The sequence below is a fragment of the Allobosea sp. 05T439 genome, from assembly GCF_056396005.1.
In genome coordinates, this window is sequence record NZ_JBFTKP010000002.1 from 284,652 (window position 1) to 311,287 (window position 26,636).

Genomic DNA, 26,636 nt, shown 5'->3' on the forward strand with positions numbered 1-26,636 from the left:
GGGCTTCGCTGGACCTCACGACACGCCTTCGGGCCGGATCACGCCGAGGCGCTGGAAATACGCGGCCGCCTGATCAAGGAAGGCCCTTACCTTCGCTGCCAGAAGCTGCCCGCTCGGGACAACGAGATGCACAGGCAGCGGGGCCGGCTCGAACTCACGCAGCAGTCGCACCAATGTTCCCGCGGCAATGTCATCTGCCACCTGATAGGAAAGCGGCCGTGCCAGCCCGCGACCGGCGCGGGCCGCAATCAGGCCCGATTCAATCTCGTTGACGATGAACCGGGGCGCGACGGCAACGCTCGACCCGCGCGCCGATCCACCAAAACGCCAGAGCATGCCCTGCCCTGCTGCCACGCTGGCAATGGTGTCATGCTGCAGCAGGTCCGAGGGGCGCGACGGCATGCCACGGCTTGCGAGATAGGATGGAGCCGCGACCAGGAGGCGTCTGACCTCGCCGACTTTGCGTATGACCAGCCGCGAATCCGGCAATGGACCGATCCGGATTGCGACGTCGAGCCCTTCATCGATCATGTCGAGATTGCGGTCGGCCAGAACGAGTTCGACCTGTACCTCGGGATGCAGGTCCAGGAACTCCGTCACCAAGGGCGTGACATGGCGCCGGCCGAAGGCCAGCGGGGCAGTGACCCGCAGCAGGCCACGAACCGGGGCCGCGGCGACACCCGACATCGACGCCTCGTAGTCGGCCAGCATCCGTCTCGCGGAGGTCGCGAGCGCACGCCCGGCATCCGTCGGAGTGAGTTGGCGCGTGGTACGGGCAATCAAGCGTGCGCCGACGCGTTCCTCGAGCCCGGCAAGAGCCCGCGTCACCGCCGGGCGCGAACGGCGCAGCTGCCGGCCCGCACCCGCGAGGCTGCCGGTATCAAGGATGGCGACGAAGATCGCCAATTCGTCGAGGCGGTCCAATCAATGTTCCTATCCATGGAATTCTGACTTTCAAAGATAGTGCGTTTCGCTCAAGAACTGAAACAAACAGACTGCGACCTCACCTCTGGAGGTCACCCTATGTCACCAACCGGCATCACCCTTCACAGCACGCCGCTCTCTGGCCACGGCCATCGCGTCGAGCTGCTGCTGCTGGCTCTCGGACTCGATTATCGCTTCGCTTCCGCTCCGGCTGATGTGCGCAGGAGCGAAGCCTTTCTCGCGCTCAATCCGCTCGGCCAGATCCCGGTGCTCCAGGATGGGGCGCTGGTACTGGCCGACAGCAACGCGATCATGGTCTATCTGGTGAAGCGCTACGCTCCGGACAGCGCCTGGCTGCCAAGCGAGCCACTCGCCGCGGCCCAGGTCCAGCGCTGGCTCTCGATCGCAGCCGGAGAGGTCATGCACGGTCCCTCGACCGCGCGGTTGATCACCCAGTTTGGACTGAAGGACGATGCCGCCCGCGCCGAACGGATCTCCTCGCGGCTGCTCACCTTCATGGAAAGTCACCTGGCGGAGCGCGCCTTCCTCGCGGCGGAACAGCCAACGCTGGCCGACCTTGCCTGCTATTCATATGTGGCGCACGCTCCGGAAGGCGGCATCTCGCTCGAGCCCTACCCGGCAGTGAGAGCCTGGACCGCGCGGATCGAGGCTCTGCCCTTCTTCAAGCCGATTCCGCCCTCCCCGCTTCCCGCCAAGGGATGATGCGCCATGGACGAATCCCCCTTCCATCGAGGTGAGCTCGATGCACAGGCCCGCGCGGGCCTGTTCTCGCGGGGAGCCGGCATCCGCCCCCTCATGCCGGACCAGCACAGGACCTTCTTCCCGCTCCTGCCCTATCTTTTCGTCGGCGGGCTCGATCGCGATGGCTGGCCGATCGCAACCGTGCTGTGCGGAGAAGCCGGCTTCGTGCAAAGCCCCGCGCCAACCCGCTTGCGCATCGCCGCGCTGCCCTCGGCAGCCGATCCGGCGGCCGCAGCGCTGGAAACGGACCGTCCCGTCGGCCTGCTTGGCCTCGACTTCACGACGAGGCGACGTAACCGCGCCAACGGCATCATTGCCGCCCGCGATGCCGACAGTCTCTCGGTCGAGGTCTCACAGAGCTTCGGGAACTGTGCGAAATACATCCAGACCCGCGTCCCGACAGCGATTGCCCGCTCGCCGGAGGTGGCGGAGCCACTGACCCGTTTGGACGCGGCTGCCCGGACCGTGATCGGAGCCGTGGATACCCTGTTCATCGCCAGTTCGTCCGGGCCCCAGGGCGGATCGGCCGCGGGTGTCGACATCTCGCATCGCGGCGGCCGGCCGGGCTTTGTCCGGATCGACGGCGACGTCCTGACGATCCCGGATTTCACCGGCAACAGCTACTTCAACACACTCGGCAATCTGCTGCTGGAGCCGCGCGCCGCGCTGCTCATTCCCGACTTCGCGATGGGCGACATCATTCAGCTTCAGGGCGAAACGGAGATCGTCTGGAGCGGCCCGGAGCTCGGAACCTTAAGCGGCTCGCAGCGGCTCTGGCGCTTTCGCATCGCACGCGCCTGGCGGCGCAAGCGCGCACTGCCCTTCAACTGGTCGGCAGCCGAACCGGCGCCGACCACACTGGAAACCGGGACGTGGCAGCGAGACCGTTCCGCTGCCTGAGCCCTCGTCAGAAGAGCCGGCCACCATTAGGGACAGCGAGGCCGGGCCCGATCAGCACCACCTCGCCGTTACCATCAGGCATGCCGAGCGTCAGGACCTCTGACATGAATTTTCCGATCTGGCGCGGCGGGAAATTGACCACCGCGAGGACCTGCCGGCCCGGAAGATCCTCGCAGCGATAGTGCGTGGTGATCTGCGCCGACGATTTCTTGAGACCAATCTCGCCGCCAAAATCGATCACCAGTTTGAAGGCCGGCTTGCGTGCCTCGGGATAAGGCAGTGCCTCGACGATGGTGCCGACACGAATGTCGACCTTGAGGAAATCGTCGAAGCTGATCGTCTCCGGCGGTTCGGACGTCGTACTCAAAATTCCTCCCAGGCGCGATCATGCGCGCTCGGCTCGAGTTTGCGGGCAGGCGCCGCTCCGTGGTGAGGGGCAGGCTTGCGGCTCGGGGCCGCTGCGCGAGGAGCGGGCGGGACGACGCTCGCCATCTTGCGTGCCATATCCTGCAAGCCGGCAACGTCTCCGCCAAGCCTGAAGCGCGCGACCTGAGCCGCGAGGCGATCAGCCTCCTGCGACAGTGCATGCGCCGCGGCCGTCGACTCTTCCGCCATGGCGGCATTCTGCTGCGTCGCCTGGTCCATCTCGTTGACGGCGCTGTTGACCTCCTGGAGTCCAGCAGCCTGCTCCTGGGCTGCCGACGCAATCTCGGCAACCAGCGCGGTGACGCGGGTGATCTCGCCGGCCATCCGCTGCAGCGCATTGCCGGTCTGGCCGACCAGCGCAACCCCCTTGTCCACCTCGACTGTCGAAGCAGTGATCAATCCCTTGATCTCCTTGGCCGCTTCGGCAGAACGCTGCGCCAGCGCCCGGACCTCGGACGCGACGACCGCGAAACCCTTGCCGGCATCGCCCGCGCGCGCCGCCTCGACGCTGGCATTCAGTGCCAGCAGATTGGTCTGGAAGGCAATCTCGTCGATGACACCCACGATCTGCGAGATCTCGTCCGCAGACTTCTCGATGCCGCCCATGGCCGACACTGCGTCGCGCACGATCTGGGTCGACTGCTCGGCCTCGGTCTTGACCTGAGTGGTCGCCTGGCTTGCGAGGCGCGCACTTTCGGCGGTCTGCCGTACGGTGGCGGTGAGTTCGTCGAGCGCGGTTGCCGTCTCCTCCACCGATGAGGCCTGCTGCTCGGTCCGGCTGGCGAGGTCATCGGCCGCCTGGCTGATCTCGCCCGAGCCTGCCTTCATGCTTTCGGTGTTGGTCGCAATCTGGCGCATCGTCTCCTGCAGCCGGGCGATCGCGCCATTGAAGTCGTCCTTGAGCTTGACGTAGTCGGCGGCAAAGACATCCGCGATCCGGTAGGTCAGGTCCCCCTCGGCGAGATGTTCAAGACCCGCCCCGAGCGCACGGACAACCGTTTCCTGCTGGGCGGAACTCTGGGCCCGCTCGGTTTCGTTGCGGCGACGATCCAGGTCGGCGGCATCGCGATGCGCGCTCGCCTGCGCCTCAACGCGCTGCTTGTCGGCCTCGATCTCCTCCTTCGCCAGAGCCGCATCGCGGAAGACGACGAGAGCACGCGCCATGCTGCCGATCTCGTCGCCACGCTCCTGATGCGCGATGGGGTTTTGCAGATTGCCGGTCGCAAGTTCGTTCATCGTATCCGCGAGCGAGGTCAGCATGCTCGACGAGCGGCGGCTCAGGAACACGACCAGACCAAGCATGAGCAGGCCAAGCGGAACCAGGACCTTGGCCACATCGAGCATCATGCCACGGAAGGCCGCGTCGACATCGTCGACATGCAGCCCGGAACCGACGACCCAGTTCCATTTCGGCACGGAGACGACATAGGAAATCTTGAGAGAAGGCTCCTTGTCGCTCGTCCTCAGCCAGAAATAGTCGAGAAATCCGGTGCCCTTTGCCTTGGCGAGTTCGACCATCTCCTTGACGAAGAACTTTCCGGCCGCATCCTTCAACGGCATCATGTCCGTCGTCTCGATCTTCTTATTGGCATGCAGAACGCTGATGCCGTCGAAATTGACGACGAAATAGTAGTTTCCGTTGTCGAAGCGCGCTGCGGAAATGGCATCGAGCGCCATCTTCTTCGCCTCGGGTTCCTTCAACTCACCCTTATCAGCCCGCGCCAGAAAGCTGTTGACCGTCGATGCAGCCGCCTCGACGGCGTTCTTCATCTCGGCGCGCTTGAGGGCGATCATCTCGCTGCGGGCCTGGACGAGCGTGAAGCTCACCCCACCGATGGCGAGGACGGCCGCGAGAATGGCGATGAGACCGAACGAACGGCCGATGGACAAGGCAGCAAGCTTCTTCAGAAACGGCATCGAGTGAGCCTCGCGAGGTGTGATTCTTCACACTCCCCGGGCAACAACTAAGGCCTTGTTAATTCTGCCCCGTTCTCGCCTCATTTTGCTGGCGCGCGGCGATGCTACATGGCGGGAGCGAAATCCTCGTTATCCTCGCCCCGGCGGCCATCCTCGCCACGCTCCCGGCGGCGAACCCGCGGACGGGCTCCGCAGAAGGCACGGGCGAGTCCGCGCAACGGAGCCGTGAGCCGATGGATATCCTCGGCCCGCGACATCACCCAGCTCGCAGTCTTCAGTTCGCGATCGAGACGGGCCATCGTCCGGGAGAGTTCGGGCTCGTCATCGTCGAGCCAGACATCGGCGACACGTGCCATCAGCAGCACCGCGCCCTGCACGCGCACCCCTCCCAGCGCGTCCTCCGTCGGGATCCCCGCCGAGGCGAGCATGTAGCGCCAGGAATTGACCGCACCGCGATTGAGAGCCGCGAGTGCCAGGGGATCGCGCCGCAGCGCCGGCATCACGCGCCGCAGGCCGGCCTTGTAAGGGGCAAGAGCATCGAGGCGGCGCATGACCAGGTCGAACGTCCGCTCGCGGTAGGATTCGTCTGCGAGGTCATCGGACTGGCCGGCGAGCACCGCATCGTCGACGATACGGGTCAGCCCGCCGAGAATGGCGAGCTTGGACGGAAACAGGTTGCGCAATGTCGCAAGCGCGACGCCGGCCTCGCCAGCGATATCGCCAAGCTCGATCTCGTCCCACGGCCGCGCGGCCGCAAGATTGAAAAGCGCGTCCACCACCGCCTTCCGCGAGTCGGCGGGCGGCGCGCCTGCAGCAGGCTTTTCAGCTTTGGGGGAAGCGGGTTTGCGGGCCATCGGACCTCTCCATTCGCAAAGCGATGACGGAAAGGTAGGTCTGGATCACGGCCGAGGAAAGGCCGTTCAGCCGGAAAGCTCTTCGGCGCGACGTTTGGCGGCAGCGACGGCGCGGCGCATCAGCGGCGCAAGTCCGTTATCGGCCATCAGCACTTCGAGTGCTGCCGCCGTCGTTCCGGCAGGCGAGGTCACGTTCTGGCGCAAGGTCGCCGGCGACAGCGGCGATTGATAGAGCATCTCCCCTGCTCCTTCGATGGTGCCCCGCGCCAGGCGCTCGGCCGTCTCGGCCGGAAGTCCCGCTGCGACGCCAGCTGCCGCCAGGCACTCGACGAGATGGAAGACATAGGCGGGACCGGAGCCCGAAACGGCTGTGACCGCGTCGATCAGATCTTCGGTCGCGAGCCATTCGACCTTTCCGATGCTCCCGAGCAGCGCATCCGCCATCGCCCGTTGATCAGCACTGACGCCCCTGCCGGCGGCAGCCGCAGTGACGCCGCGCTGTACGGAAGCCGGCAGGTTCGGCATCGCGCGAATGATCGCCGTGGCATTGGGCAGACGCGCCGAGAGATCGCCGAGTGTCTTGCCGGCCAGAATGGAAATCAGCAGGGTCTGCGGCTGGATGAACGCCTGGACCGAGGGCGCTGCCGTATCGAGCATCTGCGGCTTGGTCGCGAGCACGAGAACCTCGGTCGGCGGCACCGAGCGCGGCTCAGGATTGAGCGCGATGCCCTTCTCGGCCGCCAGCGTCGCGATCTCGTCCGAGGGTTTGGGGTCGATCAGCGTGATTCCGGTCGGATCCATGCCGATGCGCAGCCAGCCCTCGAGCATGGCGCCACCCATCTTGCCCGCACCAATGAGGACAAGGGTTTGCGGCAAGGAACGGGACATGGAGGCCTCACGAGGAACGATATGTGACGTCTTGCGCAGCCCGGAACCGGGCATCGCACGACCAGAAGCGGCAACGGATGTCCGGGTCAAGCCCGGGCATGACGAAAGCAGGGTCTCAGGCTTCCCCGACTGTTTCGAGCATCGCCCCCTCGAGCCCCTCGCGCGCGCTCTTGCCGGCCCAGACCACGAAGTGGAAGGCCTGGAAATAGCGCTCGCAGGCGTCGATCGCCGATTTGATCAGGGCGGCGGCCTGCTCGTCGGTCGGCTCAGCACCGCCCGAAAGCAGGAGCGCGTGGCGGTACATCACCACGTTCTCCGAGCTCCAGAGGTCGAAATGGCCGAGCCAGAGCTGCTCGTTGACGAGGCTGACAAGTTGCAACACCTCGCCGCGCCGCCGCTCCGGCACCTTGAGATCGAAGGCACAGGCGATGTGGAGCGCCTCCACTTCGGAGAGCCAGGTGATCGCGACATGATAGTCCGACCAGCCTCCGGTGACGGAGACGGAGAGCTCGTCATCGCTGTCGCGGTCGAACGTCCAGTTATTGAGTGCGGCGAGGCGCTCGATCAGGTCGAGAGGATTGGCAGGCCGTTCGGCTTCTGCGTCCAGGTCAAGGTCCATCATGCCCAGGGTCCAACTGCCAGCTCCCCGCGCGAATGCGGGTCCAGCTCGTTCGAGAACGGGAACACGGCGACGGGGAAGCGCGGGACGCAACAAGACTGCGGAAGCCGCTACATGGCCTCCTGACCGCCAAACGCACCCCAAGCGGATACGACCGGCGAATCACCTCTCCTTCGACGATAGCGCAGGCGCGACGACGCTCCCAACACCTGATGCAGGCTCGGCGGATTCGGGGGTTGGGCTCAATCCCTACCGGCTGCTGTCCACAGCCGGAAAACGGGCCGGCTCAGCCCTTGTCGCGTCCAGCCTCGAGTGCAGCCAGCCGTGCGGCGAGTTTGTCATTCTCTTCACGGGCCAGAACCGCCATCTCGCGCACGGCTTCGAACTCCTCGCGTGTCACGACGTCCATCTCGCGCAGGAGGCGGTCGATCTGCGTGCGGGCGACCGTCTCGACCTCACGGCGCACACCCTGGGCGGCTCCCGCGGCGTCGGTGACCAGACGAGCGAGATCGTCGAGTATGCGGTTCGAGGTCGTGGCCATCATCAATCTCCAGGGCCGGATGCCGGCGCTCCATAGCACGCCTGATATGGGCGACGAAGGCCTCGCCCGCAATCGCAGCGGCACATCGTCCACGTCCTTTGAGCCCGAGCGAGCCCGGCCTAAACATGAGGACCACGTCAGCACAGGGGATTCGCGAGCCATGGCCCTGCACTTCTCACCCGCCGAATTCGCACGCCGGCGCGATGCCCTGCTCTTAGCCATGCAAGCCGATCGGCTCGATGCGCTCTTCCTGTTCCAGCAGGAATCGATGTTCTGGCTGACCGGCTATGACACCTTCGGCTTCTGCTTCTTCCAGTGCCTGGTGGTGAAGGCTGATGGCAGCATGGCGTTGCTGACCCGCTCTGCCGATCTGCGCCAGGCCGAGCACACCTCAAATCTGGCCGATATCCGCATCTGGAAGGATGGCCGCGACGCGAATCCTGCGCGTGACCTGCTCATGCTGGCACAGGATCTCGGCCTGGCCGGCAAGCGCATCGGCGTGGAGTTTGAATCCTACGGCCTTGTCGCGGCAAACGGCCGCAAGCTGGAAGCGGCCTTCGCGGATATCAGCGTTCTCGTCGAGAGCTCTACGATCGTGACACGGCTGCGCGCCGTGAAATCGGCGGCAGAGATTGCCCGTGTCCGGCGCGCGGCCACTCTCTCGGACGCCGCCGACAGGGCGGCGCTCGACCTGATCCGGGCCGGCGCCGACGAGGGCGAGATCCTGGCCGCACAGCACGATGCGATCTTCGCGGGTGGCGGCGACTATCCGGCCAACGAGTTCATCATCGGCTCCGGCCGCGACGCCCTGCTTTGCCGCTACAAGTCGGGCCGCCGGACGCTCGACGCGCAGGACCAGATCACGCTCGAATTCGCGGGCGTCGACAGGCACTACCATGCTGCGATCATGCGAACCGTCGTGGTCGGAGAGCCCCGCCCGCTGCATCTCAGCTATCATGAAGCCGCCAAGGCGGCGCTCCTCGCCTGCGAGGCTGAACTGAAGCCGGGGCGGACCGCAGGCGATGTCTTCTCCGCCCATGCCCGGGTCTTCGACGAACACGGTCTTTCCAGCCACCGACTCAATGCCTGCGGGTACTCGCTTGGCGCAAAGTTCACGCCGAGCTGGATGGACTGGCCGATGTTCTACGAGAGCAACGACTGGCCGATCGTTCCGGGCATGGTGATGTTCGCCCATATGATTCTGATGGATTCGGCGAGCGAGACCGCGATGTGCCTCGGCCGCACCTATCTCGTCGGCGATAAAGGCGCAGAAAACCTGAACTTGCCCGATCTGGACCTCGCGATCCGTTGACCCTACAAGAGTCACGCAGGGAATCCTCAGCAAACCCGTACGCAAAAAGCGGGAGGCGTCATGTTTAGTCGTTTAAGTGGCCTCGTTCTGGGGCCAGCTCTCGCGCTTGCGCTCGCAGGCTGCCAGGAAACCACCAGCACGGCCGCGCGTCCGCGCGTCGATGCGCCCGGCGTCCCGGTCTCGGTCCAGAGCATCTCCGGTGCGCCCGACCAGGTCACCACGAATTTTGCGAGCCTGCTCGGCGAGGCGGCGGCGGAACGCAAGATGGAGATCGTCGCCGGCAACGCACCCGCGCGCTTCCGGGTTCGCGGCTATTTGACCGCCCAGCCGACAGAGGACGGCCAGACTGCGCTGGCCTTCGTCTGGGACGTCTATGACGAGAGCAAGAAGCGCGCCCAGCGCGTGCAGGGCGAGAGCCTCGGCAGGCGCGGCGGCGGCGGCGATCCCTGGTCGAGCATCGACCAGACCATCGTCGCCAAGGCAGCATCGGATTCGATGGACGCGATCGCGAGTTTCCTCGTGACCGCTCCGGTGCCGGACAAACCTGCCGCGGACGGCGCCAAGGATAAGGACAAGGCGAAAACCAAGACGGCTGCTGCGACCAGCGGCAAGCGCTCCTGAGCGAGGCATCCCGCTGAACGCAGTGGGGTGAGGCGTGATTCGCGCACTGTTTTTGCAGTGCAGCGGTCGACTCATTGTCATGGCGCTGTTATGAGCGCTGCGAATTCAGCCGGTCTCACGACTCCCGCCCCCGCCAGTCCTCACGGTGCGCCACGGCATGCCCTCTTCGTTCAAAGTCGTCGCCGGAAACTCCAACCGGCCGCTCGCCGAAGCGATTTGTGCCTCCCTCGAAATCCCCCTTGCCAAGGCCCAGGTCCGGCGTTTCGCCGACATGGAGGTCTTCGTCGAGATCCAGGAAAATGTTCGCGGGCAGGACGTCTTCGTCATCCAATCGACCTCCTTCCCCACCAATGACCACCTGATGGAGCTGTTGATCATCACGGATGCCCTGCGCCGTTCCTCGGCACGGCGCATCACCGCGGTGATCCCCTATTTCGGTTATGCCCGGCAGGATCGCCGTGCCTCGGGCCGTACGCCGATCTCGGCCAAGCTCGTCGCCAATCTCATCACCCATGCCGGCGTCGACCGCGTTCTGACGCTCGATCTCCATGCCGGACAGATCCAGGGCTTCTTCGACATCCCGACCGACAACCTGTTCGGCGCGCCATTGATGGCCCGCGATATCAAGGAACGGCTCGACTACAAGAACGCCATGGTCGTTTCACCGGACGTCGGTGGCGTGGTCCGTGCCCGTGCACTGGCCAAGCGCATCGACGCTCCGCTCGCCATCGTCGACAAGCGCCGCGACCGGCCGGGCGAATCCGAGGTGATGAACATCATCGGCTCGGTCGAGGGCCGCTCCTGCATCCTGCTTGACGATATCGTCGATTCCGGCGGAACGCTCTGCAACGCCGCCGAAGCGCTGCTCGCGGAAGGCGCCAGGGAAGTCTACGCCTACATCACCCATGGCGTGCTGTCGGGCGGCGCAGTCGCACGCATCGCCAATTCCAAGCTCAAGGAGTTGGTGATCACCGATTCGATCATGCCGACCGAGGCAGTGAAGGTGGCGCGCAACATCCGCGTCATTTCCATTGCCAACCTGATGGGCGAGGCGATCGAGCGCACCGCGAGCGAATCGAGCGTCTCCAGCCTGTTCGACTGAACGGGATGGTATGATGACGGCTGCCACGACCGGCGAAGGCCGCGCACTCGTCCTGTTCTCGGGCGGGCAGGATTCGACCGTCACGCTCGCCTGGGCCCTTGCACGCTTCGGCTCGGTCGAAACCGTCGGCTTCGATTACGGCCAGCGCCACCGCGTCGAGCTGGAATGCCGGCTCGCGATTCGCGATAAGCTGCCCACCCTGTCCTCGGCCTATGCGGAGCGGCTCGGGCCGGACCACATCATCGACCTCGCTGCGCTCGGCACGATTTCCGAGACCGCGCTGACGCGAGAGAGCGAGATCGCCTTCGCCGATACCGGGTTGCCGACGACCTTCGTGCCGGGACGGAACCTGATTTTCCTGACCTTCGCCGCGGCGCTGGCCTATCGCCGGAACTGCAGGCACATCGTGCTTGGCGTCTGCGAGACCGATTATTCCGGCTATCCCGATTGCCGCGATGACACGATCAAGGCGATGCAGGTCGCCCTCAATCTCGGGCTCGACCGGCGATTGGTGCTGCACACGCCGCTGATGTGGCGCGACAAGGCGCAGACCTTCGCGCTGGCCCGCGAGCTTGGCGGCGAGACGTTGCTCGATCTGGTGGTCGAGGACAGCCATAGCTGCTATCTCGGCAACCGGACGACACGCCATTCCTGGGGCTATGGCTGCGGAACCTGCCCCGCCTGCGAGCTGCGGGCGAAGGGCTATGCTGGCTTTCTCTGTTCACCGGACGACACTGGACCATCCTATGACTCCTGATCAGCAGCGCTGGACCGAAGGGCTGGTCGCCCTCGTCCTTTTCACGCTCACCATCCCCGCCGCGAACTGGATGCTCGGCAATGTCGGCACGGTCTGCGTGCCGAACGGTCCTTGCCTCGTGCCGGTCGCGCCGGGCATCAAGGCGCCGAGCGGCGTGCTGATGATCGGCCTCGCGCTCGTGCTGCGCGACATCGTCCAGCGCCGCCTCGGTGCCAAGGTCGGACTGGGCGCGATCTTCGTCGGCGCCGCGATCTCAGGCTTTCTTGCTCCGCCGGCGATCGTCGTCGCCTCGGTCGCGGCCTTCCTTCTCTCGGAGCTCGCGGACTTCGCCGTCTACACGCCGCTGCAGCGGCGCCGCTTCGTCACGGCCGTGATCGCATCGAGCCTTGTCGGCCTCGTCATCGACAGCATCGTCTTCCTCTGGCTCGCCTTCGGCAGCCTCGACTTCCTGTCGGGCCAGATCATCGGCAAGGCCTGGATGGTACTGCTGGCGCTGCCGCTGATGCACCTGCTGCGCCGGCGTGACGAGCGGCTGGGACTGGTCGCCGCCTGAGCGGAAGCGCCCGTCCCCGGGTTGAGCTTTCCCGCTTTTTCGCCTATGAGCCTCCTCGCGCTCGACTGACACCCTTGGAGGCACGGGCGCGAGACCAAGACGGCCGCCATCGGGCGGCCGTGTCTTTATCAAGAAAACGAGGACCATCATCATGACCGCCGTGAAGCAAATCGAGGCTTCGGCGCGCACCCAGGTCGGCAAGGGGGCCGCCCGGGCAGTTCGTCGTCAAGGCCAGACTCCTGCCGTGATCTATGGTGCGGGCGAAGCCCCGCAGGCGATCGCGCTCAACGCCAACCAGACCCGCCTGATGATCTATGGCGGCCACTTCCTGACCACGATCTTCGAGATCAATGTCGGCGGCAAGAAGACGCGCGTCATTCCGCGCGACTACCAGCTCGACCCGGTCAAGGACTTCCCGATTCACGTCGACTTCCTGCGCGTCGCAGCCGGCCAGACCATCAAGGTCATGGTTCCGGTTCACGTCGTCGATCAGGAGGCCTGCCCGGGCCTGAAGTCCGGCGGCACCCTGCAGATCGTCGAGCACAACGTCGAAATCGACGTCGCGCCTGAGAACATCCCCGAGTCCCTCGACGTCTCCGTCGCTGGCCTGGGCGTTGGCACGTCCATCCATGTCAACGACATCAAGCTGCCGGCAGGCGTCAGCCTGACCACCCGCGAGAACCTGACGCTGGTCACGATCGTGGCGCCGTCGGTGATCGAGGATGCTGCTGCCGAGGGCGCAGCCGAAGGCACCGAGGCCGCCAAGGCCTGAGGATGCCGCGCTTCGGCGCTGCCTTCGCGAGACCACTTGGACGGCCGGGTTTCCCGGCCGTCTTGCTTTAGAGGGAGGCGCAGGACCGCCAGCCCCTCCCGACTGCCGGAGTGACCTGCCATGCTGATCTTTGCCGGTCTCGGCAATCCCGGCGCGCGCTATGCCCGCAACCGGCACAATATCGGCTTCATGGCGGTCGAGACGATTGCCCGCACATACCGGGCCTCCCCCTGGCGCTCACGCTTCCAGGGCGAGGCTTGCGAGGCGACGATCGGTAACGAGAAGGTCATCCTGCTCAAGCCGCAGACCTATATGAACGAATCCGGCCGCGCGGTCGGCGAGGCGGCTCGCTTCTTCAAGATCGCCCCCGCCGACGTGATCGCTTTCCATGACGAACTCGATCTCGCTCCGGCCAAGCTGCGCGTGAAGCTCGGAGGCGGCAATGCCGGCCATAACGGGCTGCGCTCGATGACGGCCGCGATCGGCAACGACTACCGCCGCGTCCGCATGGGCATCGGCCATCCCGGCGACAAGGCCCTCGTCCATGCCTATGTGCTGAACGATTTCGGCAAGGCTGAGCAGCCCTGGGTCGAGGATCTCTGCACGGCCTGCGCCGATTACGCCACTCTGCTCGCCGCGGGCGATGATGCTGGCTTCCAGAACAAGGTGCATCTCTTCATGGACGCGCGCGGCCATGCCGCGGTGAAGCGCCTCGGCGAGAAGGCCGAGGACTAAAAGGCTCGTTCATCGGACCCGATCTCGTATCGGGTCCGATGAACGAGCCTTTCCGTGTTTGCATCGGCTTTCTCGAAAACCGCAATCCACTTTTCGGGCGATGGATCAGAGCGGCAACTGGGCGCCCTGTTTCGCGATCGTGACTCGGCTGGCAAGAAGACCGCCGCCGGGCTGGCGCGTCGCCGTGAACGCGACCTGTGCCCCCGGCGACAGCTCGGACGCTTCGGCGGGTGCGGCCATGATGATATTGGCCTCGGGCGTGATCGTTACCTTTTGCTCCCCACCGGGATAGGTCAGGACGAGATTGGCGCCATCGACGCGCGAAACCGTCTCGGCCACGGTCGCATTGGTCATGGTGCTGTCTGGCAAGACTCCCCAGGCCCTGTGCCCTTCGCCCGTCCCGCGCATCGCCTCGGGAAAGATCAGGACCTGGACGGCGAGAAGCGTGCCGTCAGCCTGCGGCCGCGCACCGACGCCGACGAAGCTGCCCTTCTTGATGTCGTTTGGGCTGGCTTTGACCACCCCGCCAACCGAGTAGCCGGGGGCCAGGGCGACCGCGACGTCCTCGCCGCTCGGCGTCTTCACTGTCAGCGCCGAGCCTTCGAGCTTCTCGATCGTGCCACGCACCCGTGTCGCCGGCGCCTGAGCCTGTACGATACTGCTGGTCAGGACGAGAGCTGCGGCGAAGAGACTGGCAGAGAGCGCGCGCATGGAAGAGCTCCGTCGAATGGACCGGCGCAGACAGATCGCCGTCTCGCGAAGTCCTGCGCTCCTGCGCAGCGCCTCGCCATGCACGTTCGCGTGAGCCGTCCCTGGCCCCTGCCATCTTGTCTTTTGCCGCCCGGACCCCAATAAGGCCCTGGACATTCCAATCATCATCTCGCGACCGCCCCTTTGCGGCGGCGACGCAACGGACCAGCCATCATGGGTTTCAAATGCGGTATCGTCGGCCTGCCGAATGTCGGCAAGTCGACCCTGTTCAACGCACTGACGCAGACGGCTGCGGCACAGGCGGCGAACTATCCCTTCTGCACGATCGAGCCGAATGTCGGCGACGTCGCGGTACCCGATGACCGGCTGGAGAAGCTGGCCGCCATTGCCGGTTCGAAGGAGATCATTCCGACGCGCCTGACCTTCGTCGATATCGCCGGGCTCGTGCGCGGTGCCTCCAAGGGCGAAGGCCTCGGCAACCAGTTCCTCGCCAATATCCGCGAATGCGACGCCATCGCCCATGTGGTGCGCTGCTTCGAGGATGGTGACATCACCCATGTCGAGGGCAAGATCTCTCCGATCGACGATATCGAGACCATCGAGACCGAGTTGATGCTCGCCGATCTCGAGAGCCTCGAGAAGCGCGTGCAGCCGCTGGAGAAGAAGGCGAAGTCGGGCGACAAGGAGGCCAAGGAACTGGCCGACCTGATGAACCGCTGCCTCGTCCTGCTTCGCGACGGCAAGCCGGCACGCCTCGTCCAGGTCGCAGCCGAGGAACGCAAGGCCTTCGAGATGCTCGGCCTGCTTTCGTCCAAGCCGGTGCTCTATGTCTGCAATGTCGAGGAAGCCAGCGCCGACAAGGGCAATGGCTTCTCCGAGAAAGTGAAGGCCCGCGCTGCCGAGGAGGGCGCAGTCGCCGTCGTCGTCTCGGCCAAGATCGAGAGCGAGATCGCCGTCCTGCCGGCCGAAGAGCAGAAGGACTATCTCGACGCGGTCGGCCTCGCCGAGCCGGGTCTCAACCGCGTCATCCGCGCCGGCTATGCGCTCCTGAACCTCGTCACCTATTTCACCGTGGGCCCGAAGGAAGCCCGCGCCTGGACGATCGAGAACGGCACCAAGGGCCCCGCCGCCGCCGGCGTGATCCATACCGATTTCGAGAAGGGCTATATCCGGGCCGAAACCATCGCCTATGACGACTACATCGCCCACAAGGGCGAGAGCGGTGCGCGCGAAGCCGGCAAGTTCCGGCTCGAAGGCAAGGAATATGTCGTCGCCGATGGCGACGTGCTGCATTTCCGCTTCGCCAACTGAGCCGGACCGCGAGCGACCTATGCGCTATTTCGAGGACTTCGTCGTCGGAGAGGTGAAGCAGAGCGGCCGGGTCGCCGTTTCGCAGGACGACATCATCGCCTATGCTTCGCGCTACGATGCGCAGGATTTCCACACCGATCCGGCGGCCGCGAGGCAGAGCTTCGTCGGCCAGCTCATCGCGTCCGGCTGGCATAGCTGCTCGCTACTGATGCGGCTGCTCGCCGAGGACTTCGTCCTGGAGGCCGCCTCGATGGGGGCCCCCGGCATCGAAGAGGTCAAATGGCTCCGGCCCGTGCTGCCGGGGGATGTCCTCAGCGCACGGCGCAGCGTGATTGAAACCAAGGAATCGCGCTCACGCCCCGAGATGGGCCTGGTGCAGTTCCGGTTCGAGCTCCTGAACCTGCGCGACGAGCCGGTCCTCGAGCAGACCAACTGGATCATGTTCGGTCGCAAGGGCTCGGGCTTTGCTCAACCCAGGGGCGACTGGCTGGCCCACCCGCCCCGCTATGTGCAGCCGGCAGCGCTGAGCCTGCTCGAAATTCCCGCTGGCGAGACGCAGCCGGCGCCCTTCTTCGAGGAGATCGAGATCGGCGAGAGCCATGAACTCGGCAGCTTCGTCTTCACACCTGAGGAAATCGTCGCCTTCGCCCGTGCCTTCGATCCGCAGCCCTTCCACATGGACGATGTTGCGGCGCGCAGCAGTTCCTTCGGGCGCCTGGCCGCCTCGGGCTGGCATACGGCCTCGGTCTGGATGGCAACGATGGTCGCTCACCGCAAACGCCAGCTCGCGGCCACGCCCGGACAGGCGCCACGCCTCGGCCCCTCCCCCGGCTTCAAGAATCTGCGCTGGTCCAGACCGGTCTTTGTCGGCGACAGGATCACCTATAGCTCGACCGTCATTCAAACCCGCGCCAGCGCCAGCCGCCCGCAATGGGGCCTGTTCTTCCATCGCAATGCCGGTGTGAACCAGCATGGAGAGGAGGTCTTCAGCTTCGAGGGCTGCGTCTTCATCGAGCGCAGGCCGGCCTAATCCGCGGCGCGATCTGAAGCGTCCCAGGCGATGTGGCCGGGGCCAAGCCCGACCATGCCGGGCCGCGCCCCCAGAACGCCTCTGGTCCTCAGCCGACCTTGCCGTAGCCAGCGAACTTCGCGGAAACGCGCGACATCTCGGCCTCGTCAAGAATGACCGGCTCCAAGCCGGAGGCGAGCAGGTCGAGATATTGCCCGGCGAGATTCTCGACCTCGGCGACGATCGTGTGCGCGCCCGCGAGTGTCTGTCCAAGCGCGATGACGCCGTGATTGGCAAGCAGCACCGCCTTGCGCCCCTCAAGCGCCTTCACCGCGTTCTCGGCAAGCTCGGGTGTGCCGAAGGTCGCGTATTCCGCGCAACGCACATCGGCCCCACCGCATAGCGCAATCATGTAATGGAAGGCCGGAATCCCGCGCCTTGCCGACGACAGCGCGGTGGCACGCGGCGAATGCGTGTGCACGATCGCCTGGGCGTCCGGGCGCGCCTTGTAGATCTCGACATGGAACGGCCATTCGGACGAAGGCTTGCGTGAGCCATTCAGGATGGTGCCGTCCTGCGAGAGATGGATCAGATCCTCCGGCCTTGTCTGCGCATACGGCAGGCCGGACGGGGTGATCAGCAATCCGCCTTCGAAGCGGGCCGAGACATTGCCGGATTTCGATGGGCAGAACCCGGCCTTGTCGATCGCCTGGGCGACCGCGACGATCTCTGCGCGAAGCGCCATTTCACTCATGTCGCAGCTCCGCGCGCCAGATCAGGAAAGAGACCAGCAAGCCCCTCGGAGCTCGCAGGGGCCACACCACGTTCGGTGATGAGGCCGGTGACAAGGCGCGCCGGGGTGACGTCGAAGGCGGGATTGGCGGCGGGGCTGCCAGGCGCCACCACTCGAAACTGGCCGACCTCGCCATCCTCGCCCAGGCCTGCGAGATGGGTGACCTCGCGTGCCGAACGCTCCTCGATCGGGATCTCGCCGAGCCCGTCCGACAGCCGCCAGTCGATCGTCGGGGACGGCAAAGCGACATAGAAAGGCACGCCGTTGTCATGCGCTGCCAGCGCCTTGAGATAGGTGCCGATCTTGTTGGCGACATCTCCGGTCGCGGTCGTCCGGTCGGTACCGACGATGACCATGTCGACCTGCCCGCGCTGCATCAGATGCCCGCCGGCATTGTCGCTGACCACGGTATGCGGCACGCCATGGGCGCCGAGTTCATAGGCCGTCAGCGCCGCGCCCTGGTTGCGCGGCCGCGTCTCGTCGACCCAGACATGGATGGGCAGGCCGGCATCATGCGCCAGATAGATCGGCGCCAGCGCCGTGCCCCAGTCAACCGTGGCAAGCCAGCCGGCATTGCAATGGGTCAGGATATTGAGGCGCTCGCCCGGAGCCTTGCCCGCCGCAAGGCCGCGGATCACGCCAAGTCCGTGCTCACCGATCGCGCGGCAGAGCGCGACATCCTCGTCGCAGATCGCAGCAGCCTCGTCATAGGCCGCTGCCATGCGCGAAGCTGGATCCAGGCCTGCCAGCCTGGCGCTCACCCGCTCCAGTGCCCAGTGCAGGTTCACCGCTGTCGGGCGGGTCGCACCAAGCAGCGCGACAGCCACCTCCAGCGCCTGGTCGGACGGGTCCGCGCGCATGGCCAGGGCGACGCCATAGGCGGCTGTAGCGCCGATCAGCGGTGCTCCGCGCACCACCATGCTGCGGATCGCCTCGGCGGCCTGCTCGGCACTCCCAAGCGCGACGGTCTCGAAACGGAAGGGCAGCTTGGTCTGGTCGATCACGCTGACGCGCCAGCCATCCTGCGCGAGCCAGATCGTCCGGTAGGCCTTGCCGCCGATCTTCATGGGCTTAGTGTCCGCTGAAGGAGACGAGCGTGCGCACGGGAACGCCGAGGCGGCGGACCCGATCCGCCCCCCCGAGATCCGGCAGATCGACGATGAAGCACGCCGCCACGACCTCCGCGCCAAGCGAGGATAGCAGGTTGACCGCCCCTTCCGCAGTGCCCCCGGTCGCGATCAGATCGTCGACGAGCAGGACGCGCTCGCCCCGTGAGACCGCGTCCTTGTGGACCTCGATCTCGCCCGTGCCGTATTCCAGGGAATAGCTGATGCTGACCGTCTCGTGCGGCAGCTTGCCCTTCTTGCGCACCGGGATGAAGCCGGCCGAGAGCTGATGGGCCACCGCCCCGCCGAGGATGAAGCCGCGCGCCTCGATGCCGGCGATCTTGGCGATCTTCAGCCCGGCGAAAGGCTGGACGAGCTCGTCGACCGCACGTCGGAAGGCCCGGGCATCGCCGAGCAGGGTGGTGATGTCCCGGAAGATGATGCCCGGCTTGGGGTGATCCGGAATCGAGCGGATCGCGTTCTTCAGGTCGAGGAGGGTATCACGGTCCATGCGGAAACAGCTCGCTGTGGCGACGCGCTCTCTTAGCGCCGCGGCCGCGCGAAGGGAACCGCCAGCCCCAGCCCGGCGCCCCCTCCAATGTCAGGCAGCAGTCAGAGGACCCGGCCCGCAACCGCGTCGAGCCTAGCCACCAGGCTCGGATCTCGAAATTCGCGCGCCGTTATGATGGCGCCGTCCAGCGCGTGATGGGAGCCAGCCGGACAGGGCTCGCGCTCGGCAGGGAAATCCGCGGCCAGGCGCGCAACCAGCCGGCGCGCCTTCTCGGCATTGTCCTTCAGCACTGCCACGACTGAGGTGACATCCACCGAGGACTGCTCCGGGTGCCAACAGTCGAAATCCGTCACCATCGCGACGGTCGCGTAGGTGATCTCGGCCTCACGGGCGAGCTTGGCCTCGGGCATCGCGGTCATGCCGATCAGGTCGTAGCCGAGCGCCTTATAGGTCAGCGACTCCGCATAGGTCGAGAATTGCGGGCCTTCCATGGTGACCAGAGTACCGCCGCGCACGAAGGGCAGCTCCTCGGCCGTAGCGGCATCGGCGAGCCTTGCCTGCAGCAGCGGACCGACCGGGCGCGCCATCGGGACATGCGCGACGCAGCCCTTGCCGAAGAAGGAGCTGGCGCGACGCACGGTGCGGTCGATGAACTGGTCGACCAGCACGAACAGGCCGGGATAGAGCTCGGATTTGTAGGACCCGCAGGCTGAGAGCGAGACGAGATCGGTGACCCCCGCGCGCTTCATCACGTCGATATTGGCGCGGTAATTGATCTCGGAGGGCGGCAGGACGTGACCACGACCATGGCGCGGCAGGAAGACGATCTTGGTTTGGCCGATCCGGCCGATGCGCAGGATATCCGAGGGTTCGCCCCAGGGGCTCGTGACACGCTCTTCGCGCAGATCGGTCAGGCCCGGCAGGTCGTAGATGCCCGACCCACCGATGATTCCGAGCACAGCTTCGCTCATGATCGCTTCCTTTCAGTTTGGCCGGACAGGAGCAGGCTTCTGTGACGGCCGTACAAAGGCGCTGCACAGCCGCAGCCGCGCAAGGCCAAACGAAAAAGGCCCCGTTTCCGGGGCCTTTTCCCATTCTCAGAGGTGGTCAGTGCGCGGTTGAGCCATCCGGCATGCGCGACCAGACCTTCTTCTTGGTGTAATAGAGCAGACCGCCGAAGAAGATGAGGAACAGCATGACCTGCATGCCGATGCGCTTGCGCGCCTCGAGATGCGGCTCAGCCATCCAGACCATGAAGGCCGCGACGTCCTTGCCATACTGCGCCACGGTCTCCGGAACCGGCGACTTGCCGTCCGGCCCCTTCGGATACTCGACCTGCCCGTCCTGGAGCGGCTGCGGCATCGCGATGAGGTGGCCCGGCATATAGGTGTTGTAGTTTTGGCCCGGCAGCAGCGGCGGGAAGCCCTGCGGCGGTTCCTTGTACCCGGCCAGCAGCGCCGCGATATAGTCCGGCCCCTGCTCCTGATACTGGGAAAAGATGTCGATGATGAACTGCGGGAAACCGCGCTCATAGGTGCGGGCCTTGGCCAGGACCGACAGATCCGGCGGGTAGGCTCCGCCATTGGCGGCCCGCGCCGCCTGCTCGTTCGGGAACGGCGACGGGAAACGGTCCGCCGGACGGCCGGGACGATCGAACATCTCGCCCTGGTCGTTCGGGCCGTCCTTGATCTGATAGGTCGCCGCCAGCGCGGTGACCTGCCCGGGCGTGAACTCCGGGCCACCAGGCTGCGACAGCGTCCGCATCGGGATCAGGCTCATCGCGTGGCAGCTGGCGCAGACCTCCTTGACGACCTTGAAGCCGCGCTGGAGCTGGGCACGGTCGAACTTGCCGACCGGACCCGAGAATGACCACTTCTGCTGCGGCGGGATCACACGGTCGCCGGCGGCCTGGGCCGTCAGCGCGTTGGCAGTGAGGGCAAGGCCGAAGCTGAGCCCCGCCAGGGCAAGGCGAAACGGGGTGGTGCTCATCTTTCGTCAGCCCTTGGCGTTCGGTTCGGAGGCGGTGGCAGCCGCAAGGCTCGCGCCCGAGCCACCCTTGATATTGGCCAGCACGGAGTCCGCGATCGAGTTCGGCAGCTTCGCCGGCTTCTCGAAGATGCCGACCAGCACAAGCGAGATGAAGTAGCCGAAATACAGCGCGGTGAAGATCCGCGAGTAGGTCACGTAGGGCTCCTCGGCAGGCATGGCGCCGAGATAGCCGAGCACGATGCAGACCACGAGGAACGCCCAGAACAGGACCCGGGCGACCGGCCGGTAGCTCATCGACTTCACCTTGGAGGTGTCGAGCCAGGGCAGGAAGGCCAGCACCGCGATCGCCGCGAACATCGCCAGAACGCCGCCGAGCTTGTCGGGAATGGCGCGCAGGATCGCGTAGAACGGCAGGAAGTACCACTCAGGCACGATATGTGTCGGCGTCACCGCCGGGTTGGCCGGAATGTAGTTGTCGGCATGGCCCATGAAGTTCGGCTGATAGAACACGAAATAGGCGAACACGAAGATGAAGCAGACCATCCCGAAGATGTCTTTGATGGTCGCATAGGGCGTGAACGGCACGGTGTCCTTCTGGACGTTCTTCACCTCGACGCCGGTCGGGTTGTTCTGTCCGACGACGTGCAGCGCCCAGATGTGAAGGATCACGACGCCGAAGATCATGAACGGCAGCAGATAGTGCAGCGAGAAGAAGCGGTTCAGCGTCGGGTTGTCGACGGAATAGCCGCCCCACAGGAAGGTCACGATCGTCTCGCCAACCACCGGCAGCGCCGAGAACAGGTTGGTGATGACGGTGGCGCCCCAGAAGGACATCTGCCCCCAGGGCAGCACGTAGCCCATGAAGGCGGTGGCCATCATTAGCAGGAAGATGACGACGCCGAGGATCCAGAGCACCTCGCGCGGAGCCTTGTACGACCCGTAATAGAGGCCGCGGAAGATGTGGACATAGACGGCGACGAAGAACATCGAGGCGCCGTTGGAGTGCAGGTAACGCAGCAGCCAGCCGAAATTCACGTCGCGCATGATGTGCTCGACGGAGTTGAAGGCCATGGTCGCATGCGGCGTGTAGTGCATCGCCAGGATGACGCCCGTCACGATCTGCGCGACGAGCATGAACACCAGGATGCCGCCGAAGGTCCAAAGGTAGTTCAGGTTGCGCGGAACCGGGTAGGACACGGCCGAATCGTGCATGAGGCGAACGATCGGCAGACGGGCATCGAGCCAGCGTTCAAAGCCGGTCTTCGGAACGTAGGTGCTATGACCACTCATGACGAATGCCTCAAGGCTTTCTCGGTATCATTGGAAATCATGGAGAAGCGCATAGCTCAGCCGATTCGGATCTTCGTATCTGCGTTGAACGCATAGGGCGGGATCGGCAGGTTGAGCGGCGCAGGCCCCTTGCGGATGCGGCCCGACGAATCGTAGTGCGAACCGTGGCATGGGCAGAACCAGCCGTCGTAGTCGCCCTTCGGATCGCCGGGGGAATTGCCGAGCGGCACGCAGCCAAGATGGGTGCAATTGCCGTAAACGATGAGGAACTGCTCGTGGCCTTCCTTGACGCGGGCCTGGTCGGTCTGAGGATCGGGCAGCGTCGCGACATTGACCGCACGCGCCTCGTCGATCTCCTTCTTGGTGCGGTGACGCACGAAGATCAGCTTGCCGCGCCAGAACAGCTTGATGGCCTGGCCTTCCGCGATCGGGCCGAGATCGACATCCATCGGCGCACCAGCAGCAATGGTCTGCGCGTCCGGAGCCAACTGGCTCACGAGCGGAACAACAACAGCACCGAGACCGACGGCACCGGCAGCGCCGGTCGCCAGCATCAGAAAGTCGCGGCGGGTGGTTTGGGTCGTCTCGGTCGCGTGAGCCACGATCGATTCCTCTGCTCTTCGCCCAGCCTGGAACGGCTGTAAATTATCGTCTGACGCCCCTCATAGGTGCGCCCCTTCGCAGCCGCAATGCGGCGGCACGTCGCCGCCGCGCTCTTTGGCATGCACTTTGGACGAAGTCTACTGTTCCGGGCGGCGGCAATGTGCATCGCGGCCTGCCCTCAGCGGGACTCAGGCCGTGACCGTCTCCGGGTCGGCAACGGCCAGGAAACCACCCGACTGGCGCGCCCAGAGCCGGGCATAGAGGCCACCACGCGCGACGAGTTCGGCATGGCTGCCCTGATCGACGATGCGCCCCTTGTCGAGAACGATCAGCCGATCCAGCGCCGCAATGGTCGAGAGCCGGTGCGCGATCGCGATCACGGTCTTGCCCTGCATGAGCGCCGTGAGCTGCTCCTGGATCGTCGCCTCGACCTCTGAATCAAGTGCCGAGGTGGCCTCGTCCAGGATCAGAATCGGCGCGTCCTTGAGCAGCACGCGGGCGATGGCGATGCGCTGGCGCTGGCCGCCCGAGAGCTTGACGCCGCGCTCGCCGACACGCGATTCGAACCCCTTGCGCCCATCCTGGTCGCTGAGGGTCGCGACGAACTCATGCGCCGATGCCCTCCTGGCCGCCTCGATGATCTCGTCCTCGGTCGCATCGATCCGGCCATACCCGATATTATCGCCGATCGAGCGGTGCAGCAGCGAGTTATCCTGCGTCACCATGCCGATCTGTGCGCGCAGCGAGTCCTGCGTCACGCGGGCGATATCCTGCCCATCGATCAGGATGCGACCGGCCTCCAGCGGATAGAGTCGCAAGAGCAGGTTGACGAGCGTCGACTTCCCGGCGCCCGATGGGCCGACGAGGCCGATCTTCTCGCCCGGTCGGATATCGAGGTTGAGCCCCTCGAACAGACCGCCGGTGCGGCCATAATTGAAGCGCACCTGCTCGAAGCGGATCGCCCCCTCGCCGACCGACAAGGGCCTGGCATCCGGCACGTCGGTCAGGTCATGCGGCTTGGCGATCGTCTCCATGCTCTCCTGCACGGAGCCGATATTCTCGAACACGCCGCGCACCAGATGGATCAGCCAGCTCGACATCTGCACCAGCCGCAGCACGAGGCCGATCGCGGCCGCGACCGCTCCGGGCGACATGATGCCCTGGCTCCAGAGATGCAGCGAAATCCACGCCGTCGTCACGACCAGCAGGCTGTTCATGGTCTGCAGGATGACGCTGACACCGGTGATCAGCCGCGACAAATGCAGGAAGGAGGCGTTCCAGCGCGACAGCGAGTCGCGGACCGACGAGCGCTCGGCATCGGCGCGGGCGAAGAGCTTGACCGTCAGGATATTGGTATAGGAATCGACGATGCGCCCGGTCGTCGAGGAACGCCCCAGCGAGTTCGCCTCGGAGCGCTTCTTCGCGCGCGGCACGAAATAGATCAGCAGCACGACATAGGCTGCAAACCAGACGATGACCGGAAGTGCCAGCCAGAGGCTGGTCGAGCCGAAGAAGCCGATCGCCACCGATGCGAAGATCAGCGCGTACCAGAGATCGTCGATGACCTCGATCGTCGCGCCACGGATCGATTGCCCCGCCTGGATCACGCGCGCCGAAAGCCGTCCCGCGAAATCGTTCTGGAAATAGGAGAGCGCATGGCCAAGCGTATAGACATGGTTGCGCCAGCGGATCTGATTGGTGATCTGCGGCACCACGACCTGGTCCACGATCGCATGATTGGCGAAATAGATCAGCGGGCGGACCACGACGAGCAGGAAGGCCGCGCCGAGCAGCACCGTGCTGTGATCGCGCCAGATCGTCTCGGGCGACTGGGTCGCCAACAGATCCACGAACCAGCCGACCATCAGGTACATCGCCGCTTCGATACCGCTGAAACCGAGGCCGGTGAGCATGATCAGGGCCATCCAGCCCTTCACGCCCTTGATGTGGTGCCACATGAATGGCCACACGCCCTTGGGCGGCGTCTGGCCCTCGTCAAAGGGCGCGAAGACGTCGATGCGGCTTTCGAGAAAACGGAACAGGGAGGCGAACATGGCGTACCGCCCTCCATGGACCGGCATGACGACGAAATCTTGGCGACATATGGGGCAGCAGTCAGGTCGCGGCCAGAGGCTTGACGCATGTCATGACGTCACCGCATGACAGCAGCGCATGTTGCGCCTCGCCCTCTACCAGCCGGATATCCCGCAGAATTCGGGCACGATGATTCGCATGGCCGTCTGCCTCGGCATCGCGGTCGACATCATCGAACCCGCGGCCTTCGACGTCTCGGACCGCCATTTCCGGCGTTCCGGCATGGACTATCTCGAGCGCGCCGCGATCACCCGGCATGATTCGTTCAAGGCCTTCGATGCATGGCGGCTTGCGGGCGGCCACCGGCTGATCCTGGCGGAGACGGATGGGGCCACCGCCCATACCGATTTTGCCTTCGCTCCCGGCGACATCGTGCTCGTCGGACGCGAATCGGCGGGCGTCCCCGCCGAGCTCTACTCAACCGTCGACGGCAGCGTCCATGTGCCGATGCGCTCGGGTTTGCGTTCGCTCAATGTCGCAATTGCCGCAGCCGTGGTTATGGGAGAGGCCTTGCGGCAGCTGGACGCTTATCCGAGATAGGCGCGAAATTCCTCGTCACCGCGGATGAAGACCCTCGCGGCGAGCGGAACGGAAACGGATCGATGACCACCCGAGCGACTGACCCTGCCTCCACGACATCTCCCCTCGCCCTCGCGGAGGCCATGAAGCCGCGCGCGACAGCCTGGTTCGAGGCCCTGCGCGACCAGATTTGCTCGGCCTTCGAGGCGCTGGAGGATGAAGTCACCGGCCCCTTCCCAGCCGAGGCAAGGACTCCGGGCCGCTTCGAGCGGACGCCCTGGCAACGTCGCAACCACGATGGCGCCGAAGGCGGTGGCGGCGTCATGTCGATGATGCAGGGCCGCGTCTTCGAGAAGGTCGGCGTCCACGTCTCGACCGTCTACGGCACCTTTCAGCCCGAATTTGCAGGTCAGATTCCGGGCGCGGCCGAGGATCCGCGCTTCCATGCCACGGGCATCTCGCTGATCGCCCATCCCTGGAATCCGCATGCTCCGACAGTGCATATGAACACGCGCTTCGTGGTGACGACGAAACCGTGGTTCGGTGGCGGAGCCGATCTGACCCCCGTGCTGGACAATCGGCGCACGCAGGAGGACGCCGACGCCATCGCCTTCCACGCCGCGATGCGCGCGCCCTGCGAAAGCTTCGCCCCAGTCGCCGACTATCCCCGCTTCAAGCAATGGTGCGACGAGTATTTCTTCCTGAAGCACCGCGGTGAGCCACGCGGCATCGGCGGCATCTTCTACGACTATGTCTGGTCCGGCGAGCCTGAGGCCGATCTCGCCTTCACCCAGGCGGTCGGCAAGGCCTTCCTCGACATCTATCCGCGGATCATGCGCGCCAATATCGGCACGCCCTGGACCGAGGCCGAGCGTTACGAACAGCAGGTCAGGCGCGGTCGCTATGTCGAGTTCAACCTGCTCCATGACCGGGGCACGATCTTCGGCCTCAAGACCGGCGGCAATGTCGCCTCGATCCTCTCCTCGCTGCCGCCAACCGTACGCTGGCCCTGAGCGC

The 26,636-nt window shown here is 65.3% G+C and carries 29 protein-coding genes; 13 read left to right on the forward strand and 16 right to left on the reverse strand.

Features of this window, described 5'->3' with window-relative positions; translation table 11 throughout:
- Positions 1–15: 15 nt before the first annotated feature.
- Positions 16–924, reverse strand: a complete 909-nt coding sequence (locus tag AC1DIO_RS03410; protein WP_476853105.1) for a LysR family transcriptional regulator — start codon at positions 922–924, stop codon at positions 16–18.
- 99 nt (positions 925–1,023) lie between these two features.
- Here AC1DIO_RS03410 and AC1DIO_RS03415 point away from each other — a divergent pair, with 99 nt between their 5' ends.
- Positions 1,024–1,647 carry a glutathione S-transferase gene (locus tag AC1DIO_RS03415; protein ID WP_441505190.1) on the forward strand — a complete coding sequence of 208 codons (624 nt, stop codon included), beginning with the start codon at positions 1,024–1,026 and terminating at the stop codon, positions 1,645–1,647.
- 6 nt (positions 1,648–1,653) lie between these two features.
- Positions 1,654–2,586, forward strand: a complete 933-nt coding sequence (locus AC1DIO_RS03420; protein ID WP_441505189.1) for a pyridoxamine 5'-phosphate oxidase family protein — start codon at positions 1,654–1,656, stop codon at positions 2,584–2,586.
- Between the two features lie 7 nt (positions 2,587–2,593).
- Here the strand turns inward: AC1DIO_RS03420 and AC1DIO_RS03425 are convergent, their stop codons facing one another.
- From AC1DIO_RS03425 to AC1DIO_RS03450, 6 genes are all read right to left on the reverse strand, one after another.
- Positions 2,594–2,953, reverse strand: coding sequence for a tRNA-binding protein (locus AC1DIO_RS03425; RefSeq protein ID WP_476853106.1), 360 nt, complete (start codon positions 2,951–2,953; stop codon positions 2,594–2,596).
- Entirely contained in the window at positions 2,950–4,929 is a 1,980-nt protein-coding gene (locus AC1DIO_RS03430; RefSeq protein WP_476853107.1) for a methyl-accepting chemotaxis protein, read from the reverse strand. The genes AC1DIO_RS03425 and AC1DIO_RS03430 overlap by 4 nt, the downstream gene beginning before the upstream one ends.
- Positions 4,930–5,033: 104 nt before the next feature.
- A complete protein-coding gene (locus AC1DIO_RS03435) occupies positions 5,034–5,705 on the reverse strand; it encodes a TetR/AcrR family transcriptional regulator (protein ID WP_476853108.1) in 672 nt (223 codons plus the stop codon).
- A gap of 144 nt (positions 5,706–5,849) precedes the next feature.
- The gene (gene proC / locus AC1DIO_RS03440; RefSeq protein WP_441489503.1) at positions 5,850–6,671 is read right to left on the reverse strand and encodes a pyrroline-5-carboxylate reductase; all 822 of its coding nucleotides are present in this window, start codon (positions 6,669–6,671) and stop codon (positions 5,850–5,852) included.
- A gap of 115 nt (positions 6,672–6,786) precedes the next feature.
- Complete coding sequence (locus tag AC1DIO_RS03445) at positions 6,787–7,293, reverse strand: type III secretion system chaperone family protein (protein ID WP_043232643.1); 507 nt, start codon at positions 7,291–7,293, stop codon at positions 6,787–6,789.
- Between the two features lie 283 nt (positions 7,294–7,576).
- Positions 7,577–7,831: an accessory factor UbiK family protein gene (locus AC1DIO_RS03450; RefSeq protein ID WP_441489504.1), complete on the reverse strand. Its 255-nt coding sequence runs from the start codon at positions 7,829–7,831 to the stop codon at positions 7,577–7,579.
- 160 nt (positions 7,832–7,991) lie between these two features.
- On the opposite strand from AC1DIO_RS03450, the gene AC1DIO_RS03455 reads away from it, so the two are divergent.
- From AC1DIO_RS03455 to pth, 7 genes are all read left to right on the forward strand, one after another.
- The gene (locus tag AC1DIO_RS03455; RefSeq protein WP_476853109.1) at positions 7,992–9,143 is read left to right on the forward strand and encodes a M24 family metallopeptidase; all 1,152 of its coding nucleotides are present in this window, start codon (positions 7,992–7,994) and stop codon (positions 9,141–9,143) included.
- A gap of 60 nt (positions 9,144–9,203) precedes the next feature.
- Positions 9,204–9,764, forward strand: a complete 561-nt coding sequence (locus AC1DIO_RS03460) for a hypothetical protein (RefSeq protein WP_476853110.1) — start codon at positions 9,204–9,206, stop codon at positions 9,762–9,764.
- A gap of 157 nt (positions 9,765–9,921) precedes the next feature.
- A complete protein-coding gene (locus AC1DIO_RS03465) occupies positions 9,922–10,866 on the forward strand; it encodes a ribose-phosphate pyrophosphokinase (RefSeq protein ID WP_069882563.1) in 945 nt (314 codons plus the stop codon).
- Between the two features lie 13 nt (positions 10,867–10,879).
- Positions 10,880–11,623 (forward strand): 7-cyano-7-deazaguanine synthase QueC, encoded by a 744-nt coding sequence (gene queC / locus AC1DIO_RS03470; protein ID WP_476768062.1) that lies wholly within the window; start codon positions 10,880–10,882, stop codon positions 11,621–11,623.
- A complete protein-coding gene (locus AC1DIO_RS03475; protein ID WP_441489508.1) occupies positions 11,613–12,176 on the forward strand; it encodes a VUT family protein in 564 nt (187 codons plus the stop codon). The genes queC and AC1DIO_RS03475 overlap by 11 nt, the downstream gene beginning before the upstream one ends.
- 151 nt (positions 12,177–12,327) lie before the next feature.
- The gene (locus AC1DIO_RS03480; protein ID WP_441489509.1) at positions 12,328–12,948 is read left to right on the forward strand and encodes a 50S ribosomal protein L25/general stress protein Ctc; all 621 of its coding nucleotides are present in this window, start codon (positions 12,328–12,330) and stop codon (positions 12,946–12,948) included.
- 120 nt (positions 12,949–13,068) lie between these two features.
- Positions 13,069–13,683 carry an aminoacyl-tRNA hydrolase gene (pth, locus tag AC1DIO_RS03485; RefSeq protein ID WP_441489510.1) on the forward strand — a complete coding sequence of 205 codons (615 nt, stop codon included), beginning with the start codon at positions 13,069–13,071 and terminating at the stop codon, positions 13,681–13,683.
- Positions 13,684–13,788: 105 nt separating this feature from the next.
- Here pth and AC1DIO_RS03490 read toward each other — a convergent pair whose 3' ends face one another.
- A complete protein-coding gene (locus AC1DIO_RS03490; protein ID WP_476853111.1) occupies positions 13,789–14,394 on the reverse strand; it encodes a DUF5666 domain-containing protein in 606 nt (201 codons plus the stop codon).
- Between the two features lie 213 nt (positions 14,395–14,607).
- Here AC1DIO_RS03490 and ychF point away from each other — a divergent pair, with 213 nt between their 5' ends.
- A complete protein-coding gene (gene ychF, locus AC1DIO_RS03495; RefSeq protein WP_113510844.1) occupies positions 14,608–15,705 on the forward strand; it encodes a redox-regulated ATPase YchF in 1,098 nt (365 codons plus the stop codon).
- Positions 15,706–15,724: 19 nt separating this feature from the next.
- Entirely contained in the window at positions 15,725–16,735 is a 1,011-nt protein-coding gene (locus AC1DIO_RS03500) for a MaoC family dehydratase (RefSeq protein ID WP_476853112.1), read from the forward strand.
- Between the two features lie 88 nt (positions 16,736–16,823).
- On the opposite strand, the gene AC1DIO_RS03505 is transcribed toward AC1DIO_RS03500, so the two are convergent.
- The 8 genes from AC1DIO_RS03505 to AC1DIO_RS03540 all read right to left on the reverse strand — a co-directional run bounded on the left by AC1DIO_RS03505 (position 16,824) and on the right by AC1DIO_RS03540 (position 25,060).
- Entirely contained in the window at positions 16,824–17,468 is a 645-nt protein-coding gene (locus AC1DIO_RS03505) for a class II aldolase/adducin family protein (RefSeq protein ID WP_441489513.1), read from the reverse strand.
- Positions 17,465–18,574 carry an S-methyl-5-thioribose-1-phosphate isomerase gene (gene mtnA, locus AC1DIO_RS03510; RefSeq protein WP_441505177.1) on the reverse strand — a complete coding sequence of 370 codons (1,110 nt, stop codon included), beginning with the start codon at positions 18,572–18,574 and terminating at the stop codon, positions 17,465–17,467. Before mtnA ends, AC1DIO_RS03505 begins: the two co-directional genes overlap by 4 nt.
- A gap of 4 nt (positions 18,575–18,578) precedes the next feature.
- Positions 18,579–19,124, reverse strand: a complete 546-nt coding sequence (locus AC1DIO_RS03515) for an adenine phosphoribosyltransferase (RefSeq protein WP_441505176.1) — start codon at positions 19,122–19,124, stop codon at positions 18,579–18,581.
- A 101-nt stretch (positions 19,125–19,225) separates the two neighbouring features.
- Positions 19,226–20,095, reverse strand: a complete 870-nt coding sequence (locus tag AC1DIO_RS03520) for an S-methyl-5'-thioadenosine phosphorylase (protein ID WP_441505175.1) — start codon at positions 20,093–20,095, stop codon at positions 19,226–19,228.
- A 136-nt stretch (positions 20,096–20,231) separates the two neighbouring features.
- The gene (locus AC1DIO_RS03525) at positions 20,232–21,113 is read right to left on the reverse strand and encodes a cytochrome c1 (RefSeq protein WP_441489517.1); all 882 of its coding nucleotides are present in this window, start codon (positions 21,111–21,113) and stop codon (positions 20,232–20,234) included.
- A gap of 6 nt (positions 21,114–21,119) precedes the next feature.
- Positions 21,120–22,403: a cytochrome b gene (locus tag AC1DIO_RS03530; protein WP_069879615.1), complete on the reverse strand. Its 1,284-nt coding sequence runs from the start codon at positions 22,401–22,403 to the stop codon at positions 21,120–21,122.
- 56 nt (positions 22,404–22,459) lie between these two features.
- Entirely contained in the window at positions 22,460–23,005 is a 546-nt protein-coding gene (petA, locus tag AC1DIO_RS03535) for a ubiquinol-cytochrome c reductase iron-sulfur subunit (RefSeq protein ID WP_441489518.1), read from the reverse strand.
- A gap of 189 nt (positions 23,006–23,194) precedes the next feature.
- Positions 23,195–25,060 (reverse strand): ABC transporter ATP-binding protein, encoded by a 1,866-nt coding sequence (locus tag AC1DIO_RS03540; RefSeq protein ID WP_441505173.1) that lies wholly within the window; start codon positions 25,058–25,060, stop codon positions 23,195–23,197.
- Positions 25,061–25,178: 118 nt separating this feature from the next.
- Between AC1DIO_RS03540 and AC1DIO_RS03545 the strand changes: the two genes are divergently transcribed.
- A complete protein-coding gene (locus AC1DIO_RS03545; protein ID WP_441505172.1) occupies positions 25,179–25,640 on the forward strand; it encodes a tRNA (cytidine(34)-2'-O)-methyltransferase in 462 nt (153 codons plus the stop codon).
- Positions 25,641–25,702: 62 nt separating this feature from the next.
- Complete coding sequence (gene hemF, locus AC1DIO_RS03550) at positions 25,703–26,632, forward strand: oxygen-dependent coproporphyrinogen oxidase (RefSeq protein ID WP_441505171.1); 930 nt, start codon at positions 25,703–25,705, stop codon at positions 26,630–26,632.
- The last annotated feature ends 4 nt before the right edge of the window (positions 26,633–26,636 follow it).